Annotated in this window: 16 protein-coding genes and 1 CRISPR repeat array; of the genes, 5 read left to right on the plus strand and 11 right to left on the minus strand. The window is 32.2% G+C overall.

Translation table 11 applies throughout. From position 1 onward, the window contains the following. Positions 1-790: 2-iminoacetate synthase ThiH (locus tag KHW44_RS01500; RefSeq protein ID WP_304065062.1), on the plus strand; the 790-nt coding region annotated here is incomplete at its 5' end. 133 nt (positions 791-923) lie between these two features. Here KHW44_RS01500 and KHW44_RS01505 read toward each other — a convergent pair. From KHW44_RS01505 to cas9, 5 genes are all read right to left on the minus strand, one after another. Beyond that, a complete protein-coding gene (locus KHW44_RS01505; RefSeq protein ID WP_304065065.1) occupies positions 924-1955 on the minus strand; it encodes a YhcG family protein in 1032 nt (343 codons plus the stop codon). An 81-nt stretch (positions 1956-2036) separates the two neighbouring features. Then, positions 2037-3393: direct repeats of the CRISPR family, unit length 36 nt; unit sequence GTTTAATACCTATATGAAATTACATCATTCTCAAAC. 54 nt (positions 3394-3447) lie between these two features. Next, positions 3448-4095 carry a type II-A CRISPR-associated protein Csn2 gene (gene csn2 / locus KHW44_RS01510; RefSeq protein WP_304065068.1) on the minus strand — a complete coding sequence of 216 codons (648 nt, stop codon included), beginning with the start codon at positions 4093-4095 and terminating at the stop codon, positions 3448-3450. Further along, a complete protein-coding gene (gene cas2 / locus KHW44_RS01515) occupies positions 4092-4397 on the minus strand; it encodes a CRISPR-associated endonuclease Cas2 (RefSeq protein ID WP_294685427.1) in 306 nt (101 codons plus the stop codon). The genes csn2 and cas2 overlap by 4 nt, the downstream gene beginning before the upstream one ends. 4 nt (positions 4398-4401) lie before the next feature. After that, positions 4402-5274, minus strand: a complete 873-nt coding sequence (gene cas1, locus KHW44_RS01520; protein WP_294685428.1) for a type II CRISPR-associated endonuclease Cas1 — start codon at positions 5272-5274, stop codon at positions 4402-4404. Beyond that, positions 5274-9326, minus strand: coding sequence for a type II CRISPR RNA-guided endonuclease Cas9 (gene cas9, locus KHW44_RS01525; RefSeq protein WP_304065074.1), 4053 nt, complete (start codon positions 9324-9326; stop codon positions 5274-5276). The genes cas1 and cas9 overlap by 1 nt, the downstream gene beginning before the upstream one ends. A 381-nt stretch (positions 9327-9707) precedes the next feature. Between cas9 and KHW44_RS01530 the strand changes: the two genes are divergently transcribed. The 3 genes from KHW44_RS01530 to KHW44_RS01540 all read left to right on the plus strand — a co-directional run bounded on the left by KHW44_RS01530 (position 9708) and on the right by KHW44_RS01540 (position 10911). After that, a complete protein-coding gene (locus tag KHW44_RS01530) occupies positions 9708-10283 on the plus strand; it encodes an ECF transporter S component (protein ID WP_094206621.1) in 576 nt (191 codons plus the stop codon). A 104-nt stretch (positions 10284-10387) separates the two neighbouring features. Further along, complete coding sequence (locus KHW44_RS01535; protein ID WP_094203134.1) at positions 10388-10645, plus strand: AbrB/MazE/SpoVT family DNA-binding domain-containing protein; 258 nt, start codon at positions 10388-10390, stop codon at positions 10643-10645. Further along, positions 10645-10911, plus strand: coding sequence for a type II toxin-antitoxin system mRNA interferase toxin, RelE/StbE family (locus tag KHW44_RS01540; protein ID WP_304065080.1), 267 nt, complete (start codon positions 10645-10647; stop codon positions 10909-10911). The genes KHW44_RS01535 and KHW44_RS01540 overlap by 1 nt, the downstream gene beginning before the upstream one ends. A 47-nt stretch (positions 10912-10958) precedes the next feature. On the opposite strand, the gene KHW44_RS01545 is transcribed toward KHW44_RS01540, so the two are convergent. From KHW44_RS01545 to KHW44_RS01560, 4 genes are read right to left on the minus strand one after another with little or no spacing between them, the layout of a single operon-like run. After that, positions 10959-11270: a hypothetical protein gene (locus KHW44_RS01545; RefSeq protein ID WP_304065082.1), complete on the minus strand. Its 312-nt coding sequence runs from the start codon at positions 11268-11270 to the stop codon at positions 10959-10961. A gap of 46 nt (positions 11271-11316) precedes the next feature. After that, the gene (locus tag KHW44_RS01550) at positions 11317-13128 is read right to left on the minus strand and encodes a heavy metal translocating P-type ATPase (protein ID WP_304065085.1); all 1812 of its coding nucleotides are present in this window, start codon (positions 13126-13128) and stop codon (positions 11317-11319) included. Further along, entirely contained in the window at positions 13128-13343 is a 216-nt protein-coding gene (locus KHW44_RS01555) for a cation transporter (protein WP_002841777.1), read from the minus strand. Before KHW44_RS01555 ends, KHW44_RS01550 begins: the two co-directional genes overlap by 1 nt. A 44-nt stretch (positions 13344-13387) precedes the next feature. After that, on the minus strand, positions 13388-13789 hold the full coding sequence (locus KHW44_RS01560; RefSeq protein ID WP_002841796.1) for a metalloregulator ArsR/SmtB family transcription factor: 402 nt from the start codon (positions 13787-13789) through the stop codon (positions 13388-13390). 92 nt (positions 13790-13881) lie between these two features. Here KHW44_RS01560 and relB point away from each other — a divergent pair, with 92 nt between their 5' ends. Beyond that, the gene (gene relB, locus KHW44_RS01565; RefSeq protein ID WP_002837829.1) at positions 13882-14109 is read left to right on the plus strand and encodes a type II toxin-antitoxin system RelB family antitoxin; all 228 of its coding nucleotides are present in this window, start codon (positions 13882-13884) and stop codon (positions 14107-14109) included. Between the two features lie 12 nt (positions 14110-14121). On the opposite strand, the gene KHW44_RS01570 is transcribed toward relB, so the two are convergent. Together KHW44_RS01570 and KHW44_RS01575 are read right to left on the minus strand one after the other, a co-directional pair. Continuing rightward, positions 14122-14850: a biotin--[acetyl-CoA-carboxylase] ligase gene (locus KHW44_RS01570; RefSeq protein WP_304065090.1), complete on the minus strand. Its 729-nt coding sequence runs from the start codon at positions 14848-14850 to the stop codon at positions 14122-14124. Next, entirely contained in the window at positions 14850-15758 is a 909-nt protein-coding gene (locus KHW44_RS01575) for a radical SAM protein (RefSeq protein ID WP_304065094.1), read from the minus strand. Before KHW44_RS01575 ends, KHW44_RS01570 begins: the two co-directional genes overlap by 1 nt. Positions 15759-15954 lie beyond the last annotated feature (196 nt).

A 15954-nucleotide genomic window follows, 5' to 3' on the forward strand; every position in this document is an offset into this window, starting at 1 on the left:
TGAAATAGAATCTGAAATGAAACAAATGAGACGCGAAAAAATCGAAGACGTTTTGATTCTAACAGGTGAATCGCAAAAATACTCCTCGGTGGATTATATCTGTGACGCCGTAAAATTGGCGAAGAAATATTTCCGTGTAGTTGGCGTTGAAGTCTACCCTACAAATGTCGAAGATTACAAAAACCTTCACGAAGCAGGCTGTGATTTCGTTACAGCTTTCCAAGAAACATATAACCCCACAAACTACAAATTCTATCACCCAACTGGACACAAATCTTGCTTTCCTTATCGATTGGACACACAAGAACGTGCAATCATGGGAGGAATTCGTGGCGTAGGGTTTGGGGCGTTGTTCGGACTTTCCGATGGAATTGAAGACTGTTTTTGCTTGGGAATGCACGCCAATTTACTGCAAAAAAAATACCCACACGCAGAAATCAGCATATCATTTCCAAGAATCAGACCAACAAAAAACGAAGAAGATTTGAACATAAAAGAAGTTCCTGAGACAAAATTGATGCAATTTATAATCGCAACCAGAATCTTCTTGCCATTCGCACAAATCACAATCTCAACAAGAGAATCCAACCAATTTCGTAACTTGTCGTTGTTGATGGGAGCTACCAAAATCTCCGCAAGCGTCGACACAGGAATCGGAAGAAGAAATGACGAAAAAGATAAAGGCGACGAACAATTCTTGATCAACGACACACGAACAGTCGACCAAGTAGAAAAAGATTTGAAGAAGTACAATTTGTATCCTGTGTATAGCGACTACATTGATGTGTAGAATTTTATATCTTATCATAAGCCCACATTGGTGGGCTATTTTTTGATATTAATATCTCTTGTTTATTTCTATTCTAATCCTACTTGCAATAAAAAAAGAAGCAGATTTTTTCTCTACTTCTCCAATTTATATTTTATTTTTCCTTGTATTTTTCTATTACTTTTTCAACTTGTTCTTCAAGCTCTTCTCTATTTGGAATATACAAAGTGTATTTTGATGCGAATATTTTATTTGATAAGTTTCCTAATGCGTATTCTGCTTGTACCCCGTCCTTATCTGTACACAATATTATTCCTATCGGTTCATTGTCCATCTCATCATTAACTTCTGATTTGTAATAATTGAGATACATATTGATTTGACCTACTGCTTCTGGCATGAGCTTACTTGTTTTTAGTTCGATTAAGACATAAGACCTTAAAATCTTATTGTAAAATACCATATCCACATAATAGTGGGTGTTGCCGAGGGTTACTCTTTGTTGGCTGCCTACATACATAAAACCCTTGCCAAGTTCAAGCAAGAATTTTTCAATATGGTCTATGAGTGCTTTTTCTAAATCACTTTCCATCATTGGCTTTTCTTCTGTCAGGCCTAAAAATTCAAATACATAAGGATCTTTTACAAAGTCAGATGGCTTATTTATTTCATTGCCCTTTAAAGCTAGGTCTAGGACTTTTTCTTTATTCTCTTCTCCTGATGATAAGAGCAATCTTTCAAAAAGCGATGTTTTGATTTGCCTTTTAAGTTCTCTTACCGACCAATTTGCGTTGATACTTTCTTTTTCATAAAAACTTCTTTTTTTTTCATCGCTAATGGATAAAAGCTCACAATAATGAGACCAGGTCAATTTAACAGACACTGTCTGTTGAATTTCATATTCTTGAAAAAATCTCCTCATAAATTGCAAGTTTGATACTGAAAATCCTCGCCCATATTCTTTAGTTAATCTCTTAGATAAATCTTTAAGCAATTCTTTACCATACTCTGCTCTTTCTGAATGACCTTGCTCATCTTCTACTATGATACGTCCAATCTCCCAGTAAGTTTGCACCAAAATATTATTGACTTCTCTTGCAACTTCATTTCTTGCCTTATCCATCAATATTTTTATGCTATCAAAAACATCATCATGAACTCTATCTATGTTGTTTTCGTTATCCATACAAAGCACCTCTTTGACCTATTAATTGCTATAATTATATCATTCTTAAGCATGAGTTAGGTTGAAAACGTGGACGAAGATGTTTAATACCTATATGAAATTACATCATTCTCAAACTGTTAAATCAGCATCATGAATACAATAAGCGTTTAATACCTATATGAAATTACATCATTCTCAAACACTAACTGACACATAGCTTATGCTAGGCTTGTTTAATACCTATATGAAATTACATCATTCTCAAACACCAAACAGAAGTTCCATAAAAGATGCAAGGTTTAATACCTATATGAAATTACATCATTCTCAAACAATGCGTGGATGAATTTCAACAAATCAATAGTTTAATACCTATATGAAATTACATCATTCTCAAACTCTGATAGCACCCAGATTCGTTGCTCCTCAGTTTAATACCTATATGAAATTACATCATTCTCAAACTTATCGGCTGTATTTGTGGTTATTTACAGTGTTTAATACCTATATGAAATTACATCATTCTCAAACATATGTTGTTTTTGTATTCTCTTAAAAATTGTTTAATACCTATATGAAATTACATCATTCTCAAACTTTGCCATTACGCTTGCTTTGTTCATATTAGTTTAATACCTATATGAAATTACATCATTCTCAAACTTTTGACCTATTTCTAAATCCTTAGTTTTAGTTTAATACCTATATGAAATTACATCATTCTCAAACCAGGTAAAATTAGTGGAAAAGATTACGGCAGTTTAATACCTATATGAAATTACATCATTCTCAAACAGTATCTAAAAGATGGTAAAGTTTATTCACAGTTTAATACCTATATGAAATTACATCATTCTCAAACAATAACTCTGTCAATGTTTCCTAAATCGTTGTTTAATACCTATATGAAATTACATCATTCTCAAACAGTTATCAAGCGTAAAACCTCATTGTCATTGTTTAATACCTATATGAAATTACATCATTCTCAAACTATTTCAGAAGAAGTATTTAATGAATTACTGTTTAATACCTATATGAAATTACATCATTCTCAAACTGGCTTCAAGCGTAAAGCCTCATTGTCACTGTTTAATACCTATATGAAATTACATCATTCTCAAACTCTCAGGGGGTGGAACTGGTCGTTTTGATGGTTTAATACCTATATGAAATTACATCATTCTCAAACTATCAGTTTTAAGTTTAATCAATGGTAATTGTTTAATACCTATATGAAATTACATCATTCTCAAACAGCCGATTATTGATAAATACAAAAAGATGAGTTTAATACCTATATGAAATTACATCATTCTCAAACATCTTAAATAAGATTGAGAAATCACGCTCAGTTTAATACCTATATGAAATTACATCATTCTCAAACCATATTAACTCCTTTTAATTCAATGTTGCAGTTTAATACCTATATGAAATTACATCATTCTCAAACCTCAAATCCATGAGATAGAATCACTCCATCAAAGCGGTAATTTCATATAGATAATTATAAAACTCTGCATAAATCATTATCGAACAGCAATTTTTTAGAAATGTAATCGCTGTCTACTAATATATTATCATAATTTATTATGCAAATGTTCTTAATTTTAATGTAATCGGATAATTCTTTGAGCTCTTCTTCTGTAAAATACTGCAATAAGTTTATTGTGTAGAACACATCTATCTTTAAGACATTTTGGTATATGTCTAAATAAGAAACAAACTTATCCAGGAAATCTGTGTAGTCTACACTTGGTTTAATTGGTACTACCTTTAATAAAGATTCAAAATTTATTTCATCACCAATTTCTAGCATATACGGATAATCTAGTGTGATGTCGTTAATAAAATTAACAATTGATGAGTTTAAATTTATTTTTTGTTCGTAATGTTTTTCATCTGAGATAATTTCCATTAAATCTTTAATAATTTTCGTAGTAATTTTCTTGTCATCAAAGTCCAAGATAGCAGAGTTTTCTATGACTTTGTATTTTGTAATTAACTTGTCATCATCATATAATTCTATGTTTTCCTGGTTGTATATGTTTTCTATTATTTTCCTATATTCTAATTTGTTTTCAATTGTGATGTTGCAAATATCCCCATAGCCTATGAAAAATGGTTCATTTAATAGTTCGTATTTTAGGTTCATAGTATTATCAATCCTTCATCCGTGTCCACTAAGCTCGATTTATTCTCTCCTACAATGTATTCCATAGATTGAAATTGTTTTTCGGTTATTGTTAGTATTTGCACTATTCCCATCGATGGTTTGTTCTTTTCTATTCTATCTTTTAATGTATTAGCATTTGTTTGATTCAATGATAGTTTGCAGTAAACAGATTCTTGTAACATCATGAATCCTTCCGACAGTAAAAATTTTCTAAAAGATCTGTATCTTTTTTTATCATCTAGTGATATTGTTGGCAAATCAAAAAATACTATTGTTCTCATATATCTATAACTCATAATCAATAAATTTAATTAATTGTTCTTCTCCTTTCTCTAACGCTAAAAACACCGACTTGCAATACTCATTAACCGCATTTAGTAATGTATACCTTGTTTTTTCCACTAAAACTTCTTCGTCCATAATTTTCAATATTGCTATTTTTTCTTCCTTCTCGAATTTCTCTGGTTCATAAAAATATACAATATTATCAATCATAGGTCGTAGCGGTTCCATTAAATCGCTTGATAAATTGTAGTAATTAAATTGATTTTCGTGAAATATCCCAAGTTGTGTTAAATATCCCGATGATGTGATCTCTCGTGTGAATATTGATAGTAATATAGAATATCCGAAATTCAGCATCGCATTTGTCGGATTATCTTGGCTTCTCGAAAAATCTTTGCCAAAAAGACTATTGAAATATACTTTTGCTGCATGACCTTCCCTGTTCGAAACATCTCCATCTTGTACTTGTGATTTATATTCTAATAGAAGATTGGCATTATCGTTGCCTATAAATTTCAATAGCAAAGCTTGCCTATTGATTTTCTCTTTGGTAATTTCTCTCCACGTCTTTTGTTTAGAATTATTCTGCCATGAAATTTGCTTTCTAATCATTAGAGGAGAGTTGTGTTTATTATAATAATTAACAATTTCTCCAATTGTGTTATGGTCTTTTCCGCAGAAAATTATTTTTACTTTTTCAGCTATTAATTTTTCGATCAATGCTGTTGTAAATGAAACCATTGTTGAATCGATTATCAACACCGCAATTTCCGGTATGTGAATTTTTACGATTTCTTCTTTTCTAATAACTAGATTATTTAATTTCAAGTCGAGCTTTGCTCGACCTGAAATTAATACTGTTCTCCATCCCATTATTTTATTCTTATCCTCTTTTCATATATTCCTGTTATTGATTTATATACTAGATAAACTTTGCTATATTTTTCTAAATTTTTTGCCATCAAAGTTTTTCCTGACGATTTTGGGAGATTTATAACTGATAGATCCGCTGCCGCTACGGTTCTCTTAGTTAAAATCTGTAAATTAGTCATTAGATTGTATAACTGTGAAGTAGTAAACTCATTAAAATTAATATCTTTTAGATTAGGTAAATTAATCCTATTAATATAAGGCTTTGCATTAAGTTTACTAATAATTTTTTTCAAGCACTCTTTTAATAAAATGTTATCTTCATCATCATATACTGAATCTCCCATTTGTTTAGCTTTCAAGGATTTGTTTTCTAAATATTTGTAACTATTCATTTCTTCTGTTGTCCAATACATCTGAATATTTGGCTCAATTATTATTTGTTTTCCTGTCTTGCCTGTAATAATATAATTAAAGCCATCTATCTCTATTTCAGTCTTATATTTGATTTTATCTATTAAGATTATAGGATCTTTTAGCTTCAAGATTTCTTTAGCATAGTCTAAAATAACATTTTGATTTTTGTTCATGGCGTCCTTTAAATATAACGGTGCAAATTCAATTGTTTTTTGTCGACATCCTTTAATCGTATGCTCTACCAAGAATAGGAACGCTCCACTAATCGACTTGTATCCTCCGTATTTTGATACATCTTGTAATCTATCATCTTTTTTTAGTGGAAGATACATTGTGTCTTTCTTGTAATCTCTCTTTCCAGATATAGTTGCATTGAATAGCTCTCCCTTTTGTATATAACTTTCATTGCTGATTAAAACTGATGGTTTATTCAATGTACCTGTAATTAATTTTTTACCTTTTTCAGGTGTCCAGATAACTTTTCCTTTGGATTTACGAGGTCTTGTAAAATATTTGCTTAACGAATATTTTACCTTGTCACCCTCTCTATTTTCTTTGACGTAATTTATTGGATTTGATGTAAATTCTCGATTCCACACATCTCCTACTACAATATTCAAAAACGCATCATGTGCATGGTGAAGGTCATTTACTTCTCTGGATTTCAAAGTATTCATGTCTTTTCTCAAATCACTTGCAAGGCTTGCTTTTACAGGTATTATTTTTGATTTTAGATAGAACTTTTCAAATAATTCTTTGATTGCTTTTATAGATTGTCTTGTTTCTACAAGTTGTCTGTTAATAAATCCTCCCAGTTCTTCATTTGTTAGTGGTGTGTTTCTTATTAATCTGTTGTATTTTTCTTTGCTGATGAACTCTTTTTCCATCAAATACTTCCAGTAATTGTAAATATCCGGATTGTTTCTTATACTTGATGGTACGGGATATATATCTTTTTTGGTAGTTTGATTTGCATTTCTATTTACTAAAACAAGGTTATTTATTATTGAGTCATCTTTTTTCATTCTCTGAGGAATTACATGATCTATATCATATTGTGTAGAATCGAATAATTTATCCAAGTCAATCTTTTCACCAGTATACATATCTTTTCCCATTTGAGTGTAGTAAAGATAAAGTTTTTTGCTTCTAAGATTGCTATCATCTAATTTATTCAACCCATCAAAAAGCTCATTATATTGGCTATCTCTTTCATCTTTTTTTATCGCCTTATAAAGGGCTAGCAATTTATTCTTTCTTGAAATTGTCGTCTTTTTTTCCTCTTCAGATTTTGCCATTTCTATGAAGATTTTATCCGGGTCATATCCAATAACCTTTGTGATTTCTTCTGTAACTCTAATAACTTGCCATATCATCTTTTTTACAGATGGAGATACATAAAGATTTTCAACTACTTCATAACTTATTTCTTGAGGAATATATTTTTTCCTTAGCTTATCAATATCTTTATTAAAGCTGTAGTTTTGGCTTCCAATAATTTGCATCAAATTGTCACTTGAATTTCTCAAGAAATTAATTACTGTATCAATCTCGCCTGTTTCGATATTTGTACCTGTAATTCCGTCTAATAATTTTCTTGATAATCTTCCCCAATCTTTGTATTTAAGGTTGATAATTTTTTGAATTTTAGAACTTGATAAATCGGGATAAGTTTCTTCGATGTATTTTTTCAAAAGTTTTTTGTTTCCCGTATGAATTGTAATTTTCTCAATGAGATCTTCGACCATTTCAACGTCAAACTTGTCTTCTAATATGTTTTTAAAATCAATATATGATTTCATATTGGATGCTATTTCCAAGTTTTTCTCTGAATTATCAAAATCTTCTTTATCCGCAAAGTTATTTCTTATCATATAATCTCTGATTGATTTGAGAGTAACCTTTGTCTTTTTCTTAAATAATTCTTCAATTAATTTCAACTTAACATCATTAACTAGTGGCTTTCCATTGATCCTCAAATTATTTAATTCATTTAGAACCATATATTCTGAATAAAGAATAGAAGATTTAGGAAGAACTGTCTCTTCTGGAAGATAAGTGCATTGATTTAGCATTCTTTTGATAAATTCTTCTTCACTTTTATGAAGATCGACTATTTTTTCAAAATTCCATGGTCTTATTTTTTCACCTTTATTTCTGAATATCCAAGCATTTCCGCCATTGTTTTTGTGATAATCATTTAATGGTCCAACATAATATGGAATCCTAAATGTGAATGTTTTTCTAATCTTTTCTATTTTTGTATATTCTTCCTTCTTATTATTAAAGCTAGGATAGTTTTTGGCTAAGTTTTCCAATATTTTATCTAATTCAAAAAGGTGAATTTGATGTGGAATAACCGAATTTATGGATGATATTTGTTTTAATAGAAAGTTTTCTTGTTCTATTTTGCCCAATAAATACTTAACATCTTCATCTTCACAGTCGCATTGTTTTTCAAGAATTCCTTTTACGTTTTTTGCAAATTCACTATTTGATATTTTCTTCTTTGCAGTAATCTTTTTGTTTTTGTTCAAATAATATCCAATATATGAAACATATCCTTTTCCATTATCTTCCTTGAATACCTGCTTGAACAATTCTCCATCTTCATCGTATTTTTTTATTACTTTTTTAAGTATTTCGAGGTCTTTTTTATGTTCATCGTATCGTTCGACTTGTGCATCAGAAAGTGTACTCTTACCTTTTAAAATAGATTGAAGGATTACAAAATCATATGTTGATTTAAGTGTGTTAAACAATGTTATGTTTTCTTGTAAAACTTCCTCAAAATATTGGAGATTTTCCTCGTAGATATCTCCTGTAAGAACGAAATCTTCCTTGTTATCTTCCTTTATTTTTTCAAGAATGTCTTCATCTGAAATTATATTTTTTATTTTTGCTTTACCAGTAACTATTGATTCAAAAATCGAGTACAAGATTTTACCTTCTTGTTTATTAAAATCTTGCGCATTTATAAGCTCTTTTAGAATGTTTTTCTTTTCAGTTTTCTTTTCGTTCACATCCGCCAAAATTTCAAATATCGAATCCATAAATTCTTCTTCTAATTCGATTTTTAATAAATCATTTATTAATAGAATAAGTTGTTGTTTTAATGGTTTATCATCTGTAACGTGAGAAATCTGACCATCTATTAGAAAATGTCCCCTTCTTTTCATCATTTGATTGATAGCTAGAAAATAATATCTGATGTCTACGTTCTTGTGTTCTTCCATCAAATATTTTCTAAGATGAAAAATAGTAGGAAACTTTTCAAAATATTGCTTGTCACTGAAATTTTTATCATTAAATAACGAATATTTTCCAGATACTTTCTTGTCTTCAGCCCAGAATTTGCTTTCATCAAGTCTGTCATAGAAGTCTTTGTCAACCTTTTTGATTTCATCTTCAAATATTTCTCTCAAAATTTGAAGACGCATACCTTTTCTGTCGTTTCTTCTTCTACCACTTCTAAATGTTCTTGTATCTGCGGCTGTTTTTGCTTTTTCAAATAATCTGACTCCCCACAAATCTTTTCCTTTGGCTCTGAGTATATTATAGAATTCGTCAGTCACAGCCCATCCTACACTATTAGTACCTACATCCAATCCGATATAATATTTTTTTTCGCTTTTCATAAATCCTCCAGATAAACGTTGACAAAAATTGGGTTTTCTAATATAATTTAGTTAATCTCAGTTTAATACTTATATGAGATTACATCATGAGTTCAAATAAAAGTTTACTCAAATCGCCCGAAAGGGCCCACATTGGTGGACTAAACAAATCTTCGGATTTGTTTTTTTATTGCATATTATTATTAGATTTTTGTCTTTGATTTTATTATACCAAATACTATAATGAATTCTAAGCTTTATTAATACTGTGAAATATGTTTTCTGAATAGAATTGGAAACGTTTGGTTGAAAGTTTGTTTATCGATTTATATCATAAAACAATTGACAATCTATCACATTAACCATACACTTTAATTATAATTATTTTGAGGAGGGGTTTATTTGGACAGAAAAACTCACAAGCTCGTTCAATGTGCAGTGCTTGCTGCATTGTGTTTCATCACGTTCACTTATTTGCAAATCAAGGTTCCCGTTCCTGGTGGAGATTTCACATCGATCCATTTTGGTAACGTGTTCTTGGTTTTGGCGGCGCTTTTACTTGGCGGTCTTTACGGTGGACTTGCTGGTGCAATCGGAATGACTATCGCAGACATCATGGATCCTGTGTATATAATGGTCGCTCCGAAGACTTTCGTGTTGAAGTTGTGTATTGGTTTGATTGTGGGAGCAATCGCTCACAAATCCAAGAAAATCAACGAATCTAACGACAACAAATACATTTTGAAGTGGGCTGTTATCGCTTCATGTGCAGGGATGTTGTTCAATGTGTTCGCTGATCCATTTGTAGGTTATTTTTATAAATTATATGTCTTGGGTCAACCACAACAAATAGCATCTGCGTTGGCGAAAATCAGCGCCGGTGTAACTTTCTTCAATGCTGTTGTGACTGTTATCGTTGCAAATATTTTGTACATGGCAGTGCGTCCAGTGTTGAAACGCTCACATTTATTGGATTAAAAAATGCGTCAGATTACTCTGACGCATTTTTATGTTGACAGTTCAAACAAAAAATATTACAATCAAGTTAGAAAGTAGGAAATTCTAACTTGAGAGGTGATAATATGTTAGTTGAACTTAAAGCAAAGTCGCAAGTGACAATTCCAAAAGATATTGTGAATTCTCTTGATTTGAACCAAGGAGATCAATTCGAAGTTATGGAAGAAGATGGCAAGATTATTTTCGTCCCTGTAGCTGTATATCCAGAACGTGTGATTGAAAATTTAAAAAAATCCGTTAAAGAACTAAAAGTTTCGATTGAAAATGGCGACCAACCTGTTTTTGACAATATTGATTCTCTTTTTGAAGAGTTGGACAAGTAATGAGCTATAAAATAACTTACACGAAATCATTTAAAAAATACTACAAAAAATTATCTGATATCGAAAAAAAGCAAACCAAGAAAAAACTTTCATTCTTTATAGATAATCCAACTCACCCATCTTTAAGAACAAAGAAAATTCAAGGTAGTAATGGCTTGTGGGAATCTTCTGTAAATATGGATATACGAATTATTTGGTATTACGAAAATAATGAGATGATTATTTTGTTGGATATTGGTCATCACGATATTTTATTTGATTTTTGATTAAATTAAAAAATGCGTCAGATTTTACTCTGACGCTATTTTTATAATTACCCTATCGCTATAAACACTATTGCAAGTATCAACGCTAATAATCCTACAAGGATGCATTTTCTACAAGTAGATATTCTTTTCAATATCATTTCTTGTTCTTTTTTGGTAAATTGTCTGTTGTTTTTTCTCATCAAAATCCTATCCAACGCTACTGGTTGGCGGTTATTTTGTGAGATAGTTTGCCACACTTTTTCTGAGTTGACGTTTTTTCTAATCTTGGCGATTGCCAATATTTTCGATATTGAATAAATTCCATAAATAAGTGCTATCGCAAATATTCCTAAAAACACATAGCCTACTATTTTCATTCTATCATCTCCTTTATGATTAGTATAAATGAGATTTCGATTTTACTCAACTAACTCGCATAGCTCTGAATGAATTCAAAATAGCAAGCACTGTAACTCCGACGTCTGCGAAGATTGCAGCCCACATGTTTGTAAGTCCAAGTGCCGATAATATTAGCACAATTATTTTCACACCGATTGCAAAATACGCATTTTGTTTTGCGATTTTGAGTGTTTTCTTGGAGATTTTGATTGCTTGGGCGATTTTCGTTAGCTCGTCTGTCATGATTACGACATCACTCGCTTCGATTGCCGCATCACTTCCGATTTGTCCCATGGAAATTCCGACATCGCTTAAAGCAAGCACCGGTGCATCGTTGATTCCATCTCCTACGAATGCAACTTTTCTTCCTTTTTCTATCAATTCTTTTACAATTTCAACCTTATCTTGTGGAAGTAGCTTGGATTTGTATTCGTCAATTTTAAGATTTTCTGCGACTGATTTGGCTACAGAATCATTATCACCAGTTAGCATGTATGTTTTTTTGATGCCGACATTTTTCATATCAACAATTGCTTGTGCGCTGTCTTGTTTGATTTCGTCGGCGATTCTGATATATCCCGCAAATTTTCCATCAATTGCAACGTAGACAACAGTGTCTGTAGTGTCAATCGGTTCAAATTCAACATCTTTTAAAAGCTTAGCATTTCCTGCTAGGATTTGTTTGCCATTTATCACGGCATTTATTCCTTGTCCTGCGATGTTTTCTGCAGATTCCAAGTTCAAATATTCTTTGTTTCCATAATAATCAATAATCGATTGTGCGATTGGATGGTTGGATGATTTCTCAGCGCTCGCAACGTATTGGAGCATTTCTTCATCTGAAAATCCAACTGATTTCGCTTCTACAACTTTGAACACACCTTGTGTCAATGTTCCAGTTTTATCCATCACAACGGTATCTGTTTCTGCAAGCTTTTCGATGTAGTTACTTCCCTTAACCAAAATCCCTGCCTTGCTGCTCGCACCAATTCCTGAGAAAAAGCTCAATGGAATGCTGATTACAAGTGCGCAAGGACACGAAATTACAAGGAATGTCAATGAACGATACAACCATGTTTGGAAAGGTTGTTTCAATATCAAAGGCATCAATATCGCAAGCGCCGCTGCGACCAATACTACAACAGGAGTGTATACTCTTGCAAATTTCGTGATGAATTTTTCTTGTTTACTTTTTTGGCTGGATGCATTTTCCACCAAATCCAAAATCTTCGTCACTGCAGAATTTTCAAAATCCTTCGTAACTTTCGCATTCAAAACCTTGTCCATCACGATGTATCCCGACAAAAGCTCTTCGCCTTTTGCGACAGTAATTGGAACACTTTCTCCAGTCAACGCCTTCGTGTCAACCATGGAGCTTCCATCTACTACCACGCAGTCCAACGGAACTTTCTCTCCTGGTTTGACTACGATAATATCTCCAACATTCACATCGTAAGGATCCACCTTATCGTAACCATCTTCCGTTTTCAAATTCGCAAAAGTCGGTGCAATGTCCATCAATTCCTTGATAGAATCACGAGATTTCCCAACGGCCTTGTCTTGGAAAATCTCCCCGATTTGATAAAAAAGCATAACAGCAACACCTTCGGCGTATTCTCCAACGAAAAACGCACCCAAAGTTGCAATCATCATCAAGAAATGTTCGTCAAATAACTGACCGTTTTTCAAATTCAAAAACGCTAACTTTATTACTGGAATTCCTACAATCAGATAACTCACAGCGAAAGCCGCAAGTCTTGCGTGAGGTTCTTTGATAAAAAATCCGATTACAAAAAATACCGCCGAAGCTATCGTTAATTTTATTTCCTTGTTCATTATTTCACTTCAACGTAAGGCTCAATTGATTTGATAATGTCTTTTGCTTGCGCCAAAACAGAATCAAACTTGTCATCTTCTACATCCAATACCATTTTTGTAGTGATAAAATTCACAGTAACAGAATTTACTCCGTCCAATTCCTTGATTTTCTCTTCCATTTTTGCTGCACAATTTGCACATCCCAAATTTTCTAATGTGTATCTTCTTTTCATAACTTTCTCCTTTTTATTTTTTTATTTTTCTAAATTATTTCTCGTTATTCTTGCACGTGTACTATCGCAATGTCGAAGATTTCTTTCACATGATCATCCGAAATCGAATAATACACAACTTTTCCTTGACGTCTAGTCTTCACAATGTTGCTTTGTTTCAACACTCTCAATTGGTGGCTAATAGCAGACTGACTCATATCCATCACAGCTGCAATGTCGCACACACACAACTCTCCGCTTTCCAACGCCATCAAAATCTTCACCCTTGTTTGATCTCCAAAAATTTTGAACATATCGGACAAATCGGCGATCAATTCGTCATCTGGAAGCTCATTGATAGCTTTTTTTACATTATCCTCGTGAATTAGCGTTACTTCACATTTTTCATCGTTAATTTTATCTATGCCTCTCACATCCTTTATATGAACATATGAATACTTGTTCATTTGTTAATATGATAATATCATTTTATTTTTAGTTTGTCAATAAAAAAAAGAAATTTTTTTGATATAATGAATTAAAAAAGAAGGAATATAATATGTCGCGTAAAATTAATGTAAGATTTAATGAAAATGAAATAAATGCGTTGAAAAAAATTGCCGACACTCATGGAGTAGGACTGTCAACAATGATTAAAACCCTAGCACTTGAAAAGTTATCGGATGATTATGATATCAAAGTAATAAAAGAATACGAAGAATCCAAGAAAAACAAAAAAATCGAATTAGTCGATCATGATGATGCTTGGAAGGAAATAGACCAATAAAAAAAAGAGATTTTATAAAAAAATCTCTCCTATATTTAAATCTTCAATTGTTCCGTCGTTGTATTTTACTTTCAAGCTAAAATCGTCGTTGATATTCATTGCAACAGCTTTTACATAATCGCCGTTTTTGTGAACTTTGATTTCGTTACCGATGAACGTGGCTTTCTTTCGATATTTTTCGACCAAACTATCTCTATCCTCGCTCCAAAATCTTTTGAAATTCTGCATTATTTTTATTACCAAATCTTCTCTTTTATCTGTATCATCTTTCTCTTCAATGAATCCCGCCGTATCTTTTATATCTTCTGGAAAATCAGATTTGTAGACGTTAATTCCAACACCAACCACAATATCGTGGCAGATATTTTTCTCCACCTTGCATTCCGTGAGTATGCCGCAGATTTTCTTTTTCTCAAGCAGAATATCATTGACCCATTTAATCGACGTATTCACGTCAAACACCTCGTCAATTGCATAGCTTACAGCAATTCCCATAATTGGTGTGATGAATTGCGATTGTTGAAATGTCATTTCTTCATTTACCAAATACGAAAAATACAACCCATTTTCAGGCGAGAAAAACTTTCTTCCATATCTTCCCTTACCCTTCGATTGAAAAAATGCAATCATCAATGTATCGTCTTGCTTTTCATTCAGAATTTCGTCGTTAGTCGATGTGACTTCCTTTTTGAAAATCACCTTATTTATTCCAGTTTGTCTCTTAATTTTTTCCGTGTCCATTAACCTTCATCCCATCTATCCCATTTTTTACGTTCTTTTTTATTCATTTCCTTGTCATCGTCTTCTAGTCTTTGCTTCAAAACAGCGATAATTTCATCCTTCTTGTCCGGAATTACAGATGTCACAGCCACAGCCTTCGTCTTGTGAGTTCCATTGTAGATGCATCTTTTGTTCAAATTTTGAACAAGCATTATCTCCTCAATGATTTGCTCTCTGATGGACACTCTTTTGAAATCGTGATTTCTCACATTTTCCACAAGTTTTGCATTCTTGAACAAAACCAAATTCACAACCACAATTTCAAACGGATTCACCTTGTTCAAAAACTCTGCAGTCTTCATTATATGTTCACGTGAATGTGCCTCTCCGCCAAGACCAAGCATAATGTAGACAGAATATTTTATTCCCAAATTATCGAGCCTATGAAGAGCCGTCAATTGTTCTTGTGATGTGACACCTTTTTTATGATAAGAAAGCACCCAATCACTTCCCGACTCAATTCCCACACAAATACGATCAAGCCCCAGATTTTTAAGCTCCAACAATTCATCGTCAGTTTTTCTGAGAATATCATCACTTCTAGAAAAACACGACACGTATTTCATATTTGGAAAATTCTTTTTGATTTCTTTCAAAATCTCCGTCAAATAATCATTCTTCAAACACAAGGCGTTACCCTCCAAAAGCGCGAACTTTTTCGGAGTAAACCTCTTGTCCTCGTAAAAATCTTTCCTATCTCGTATATATTTCTTCACATCTTCAATGTCAAAAACCTTGAATTTTTTCCCTACATTCAAATCACAATAAATACATTTACCATAAGAACAGCCAACCGTTACAGGAATCATCTCGTTGTGCATTTCGGGCATCGGAGTGTACATATATCTATCGTAAAATCCGTCAATCATTTAATCACCTTTGTTTGATATTTTACAAGTATTATAACACAAGATGTGTTTGTAATATGAAATTAAAGTATTTCAGCAAACAAAAAAACCGGACACTAATGACCTGAACCCCAAAATCCGGAATACGGATGGAGGGGTTTTTGTATGCCAAAATACACAAAAGAATTTAAAATTAAACTAGTGAAGGAATACTTAT

The organism is Finegoldia magna, assembly GCF_018371055.1.
GTDB classification, from domain to species: Bacteria; Bacillota; Clostridia; order Tissierellales; family Peptoniphilaceae; genus Finegoldia; species Finegoldia magna_I.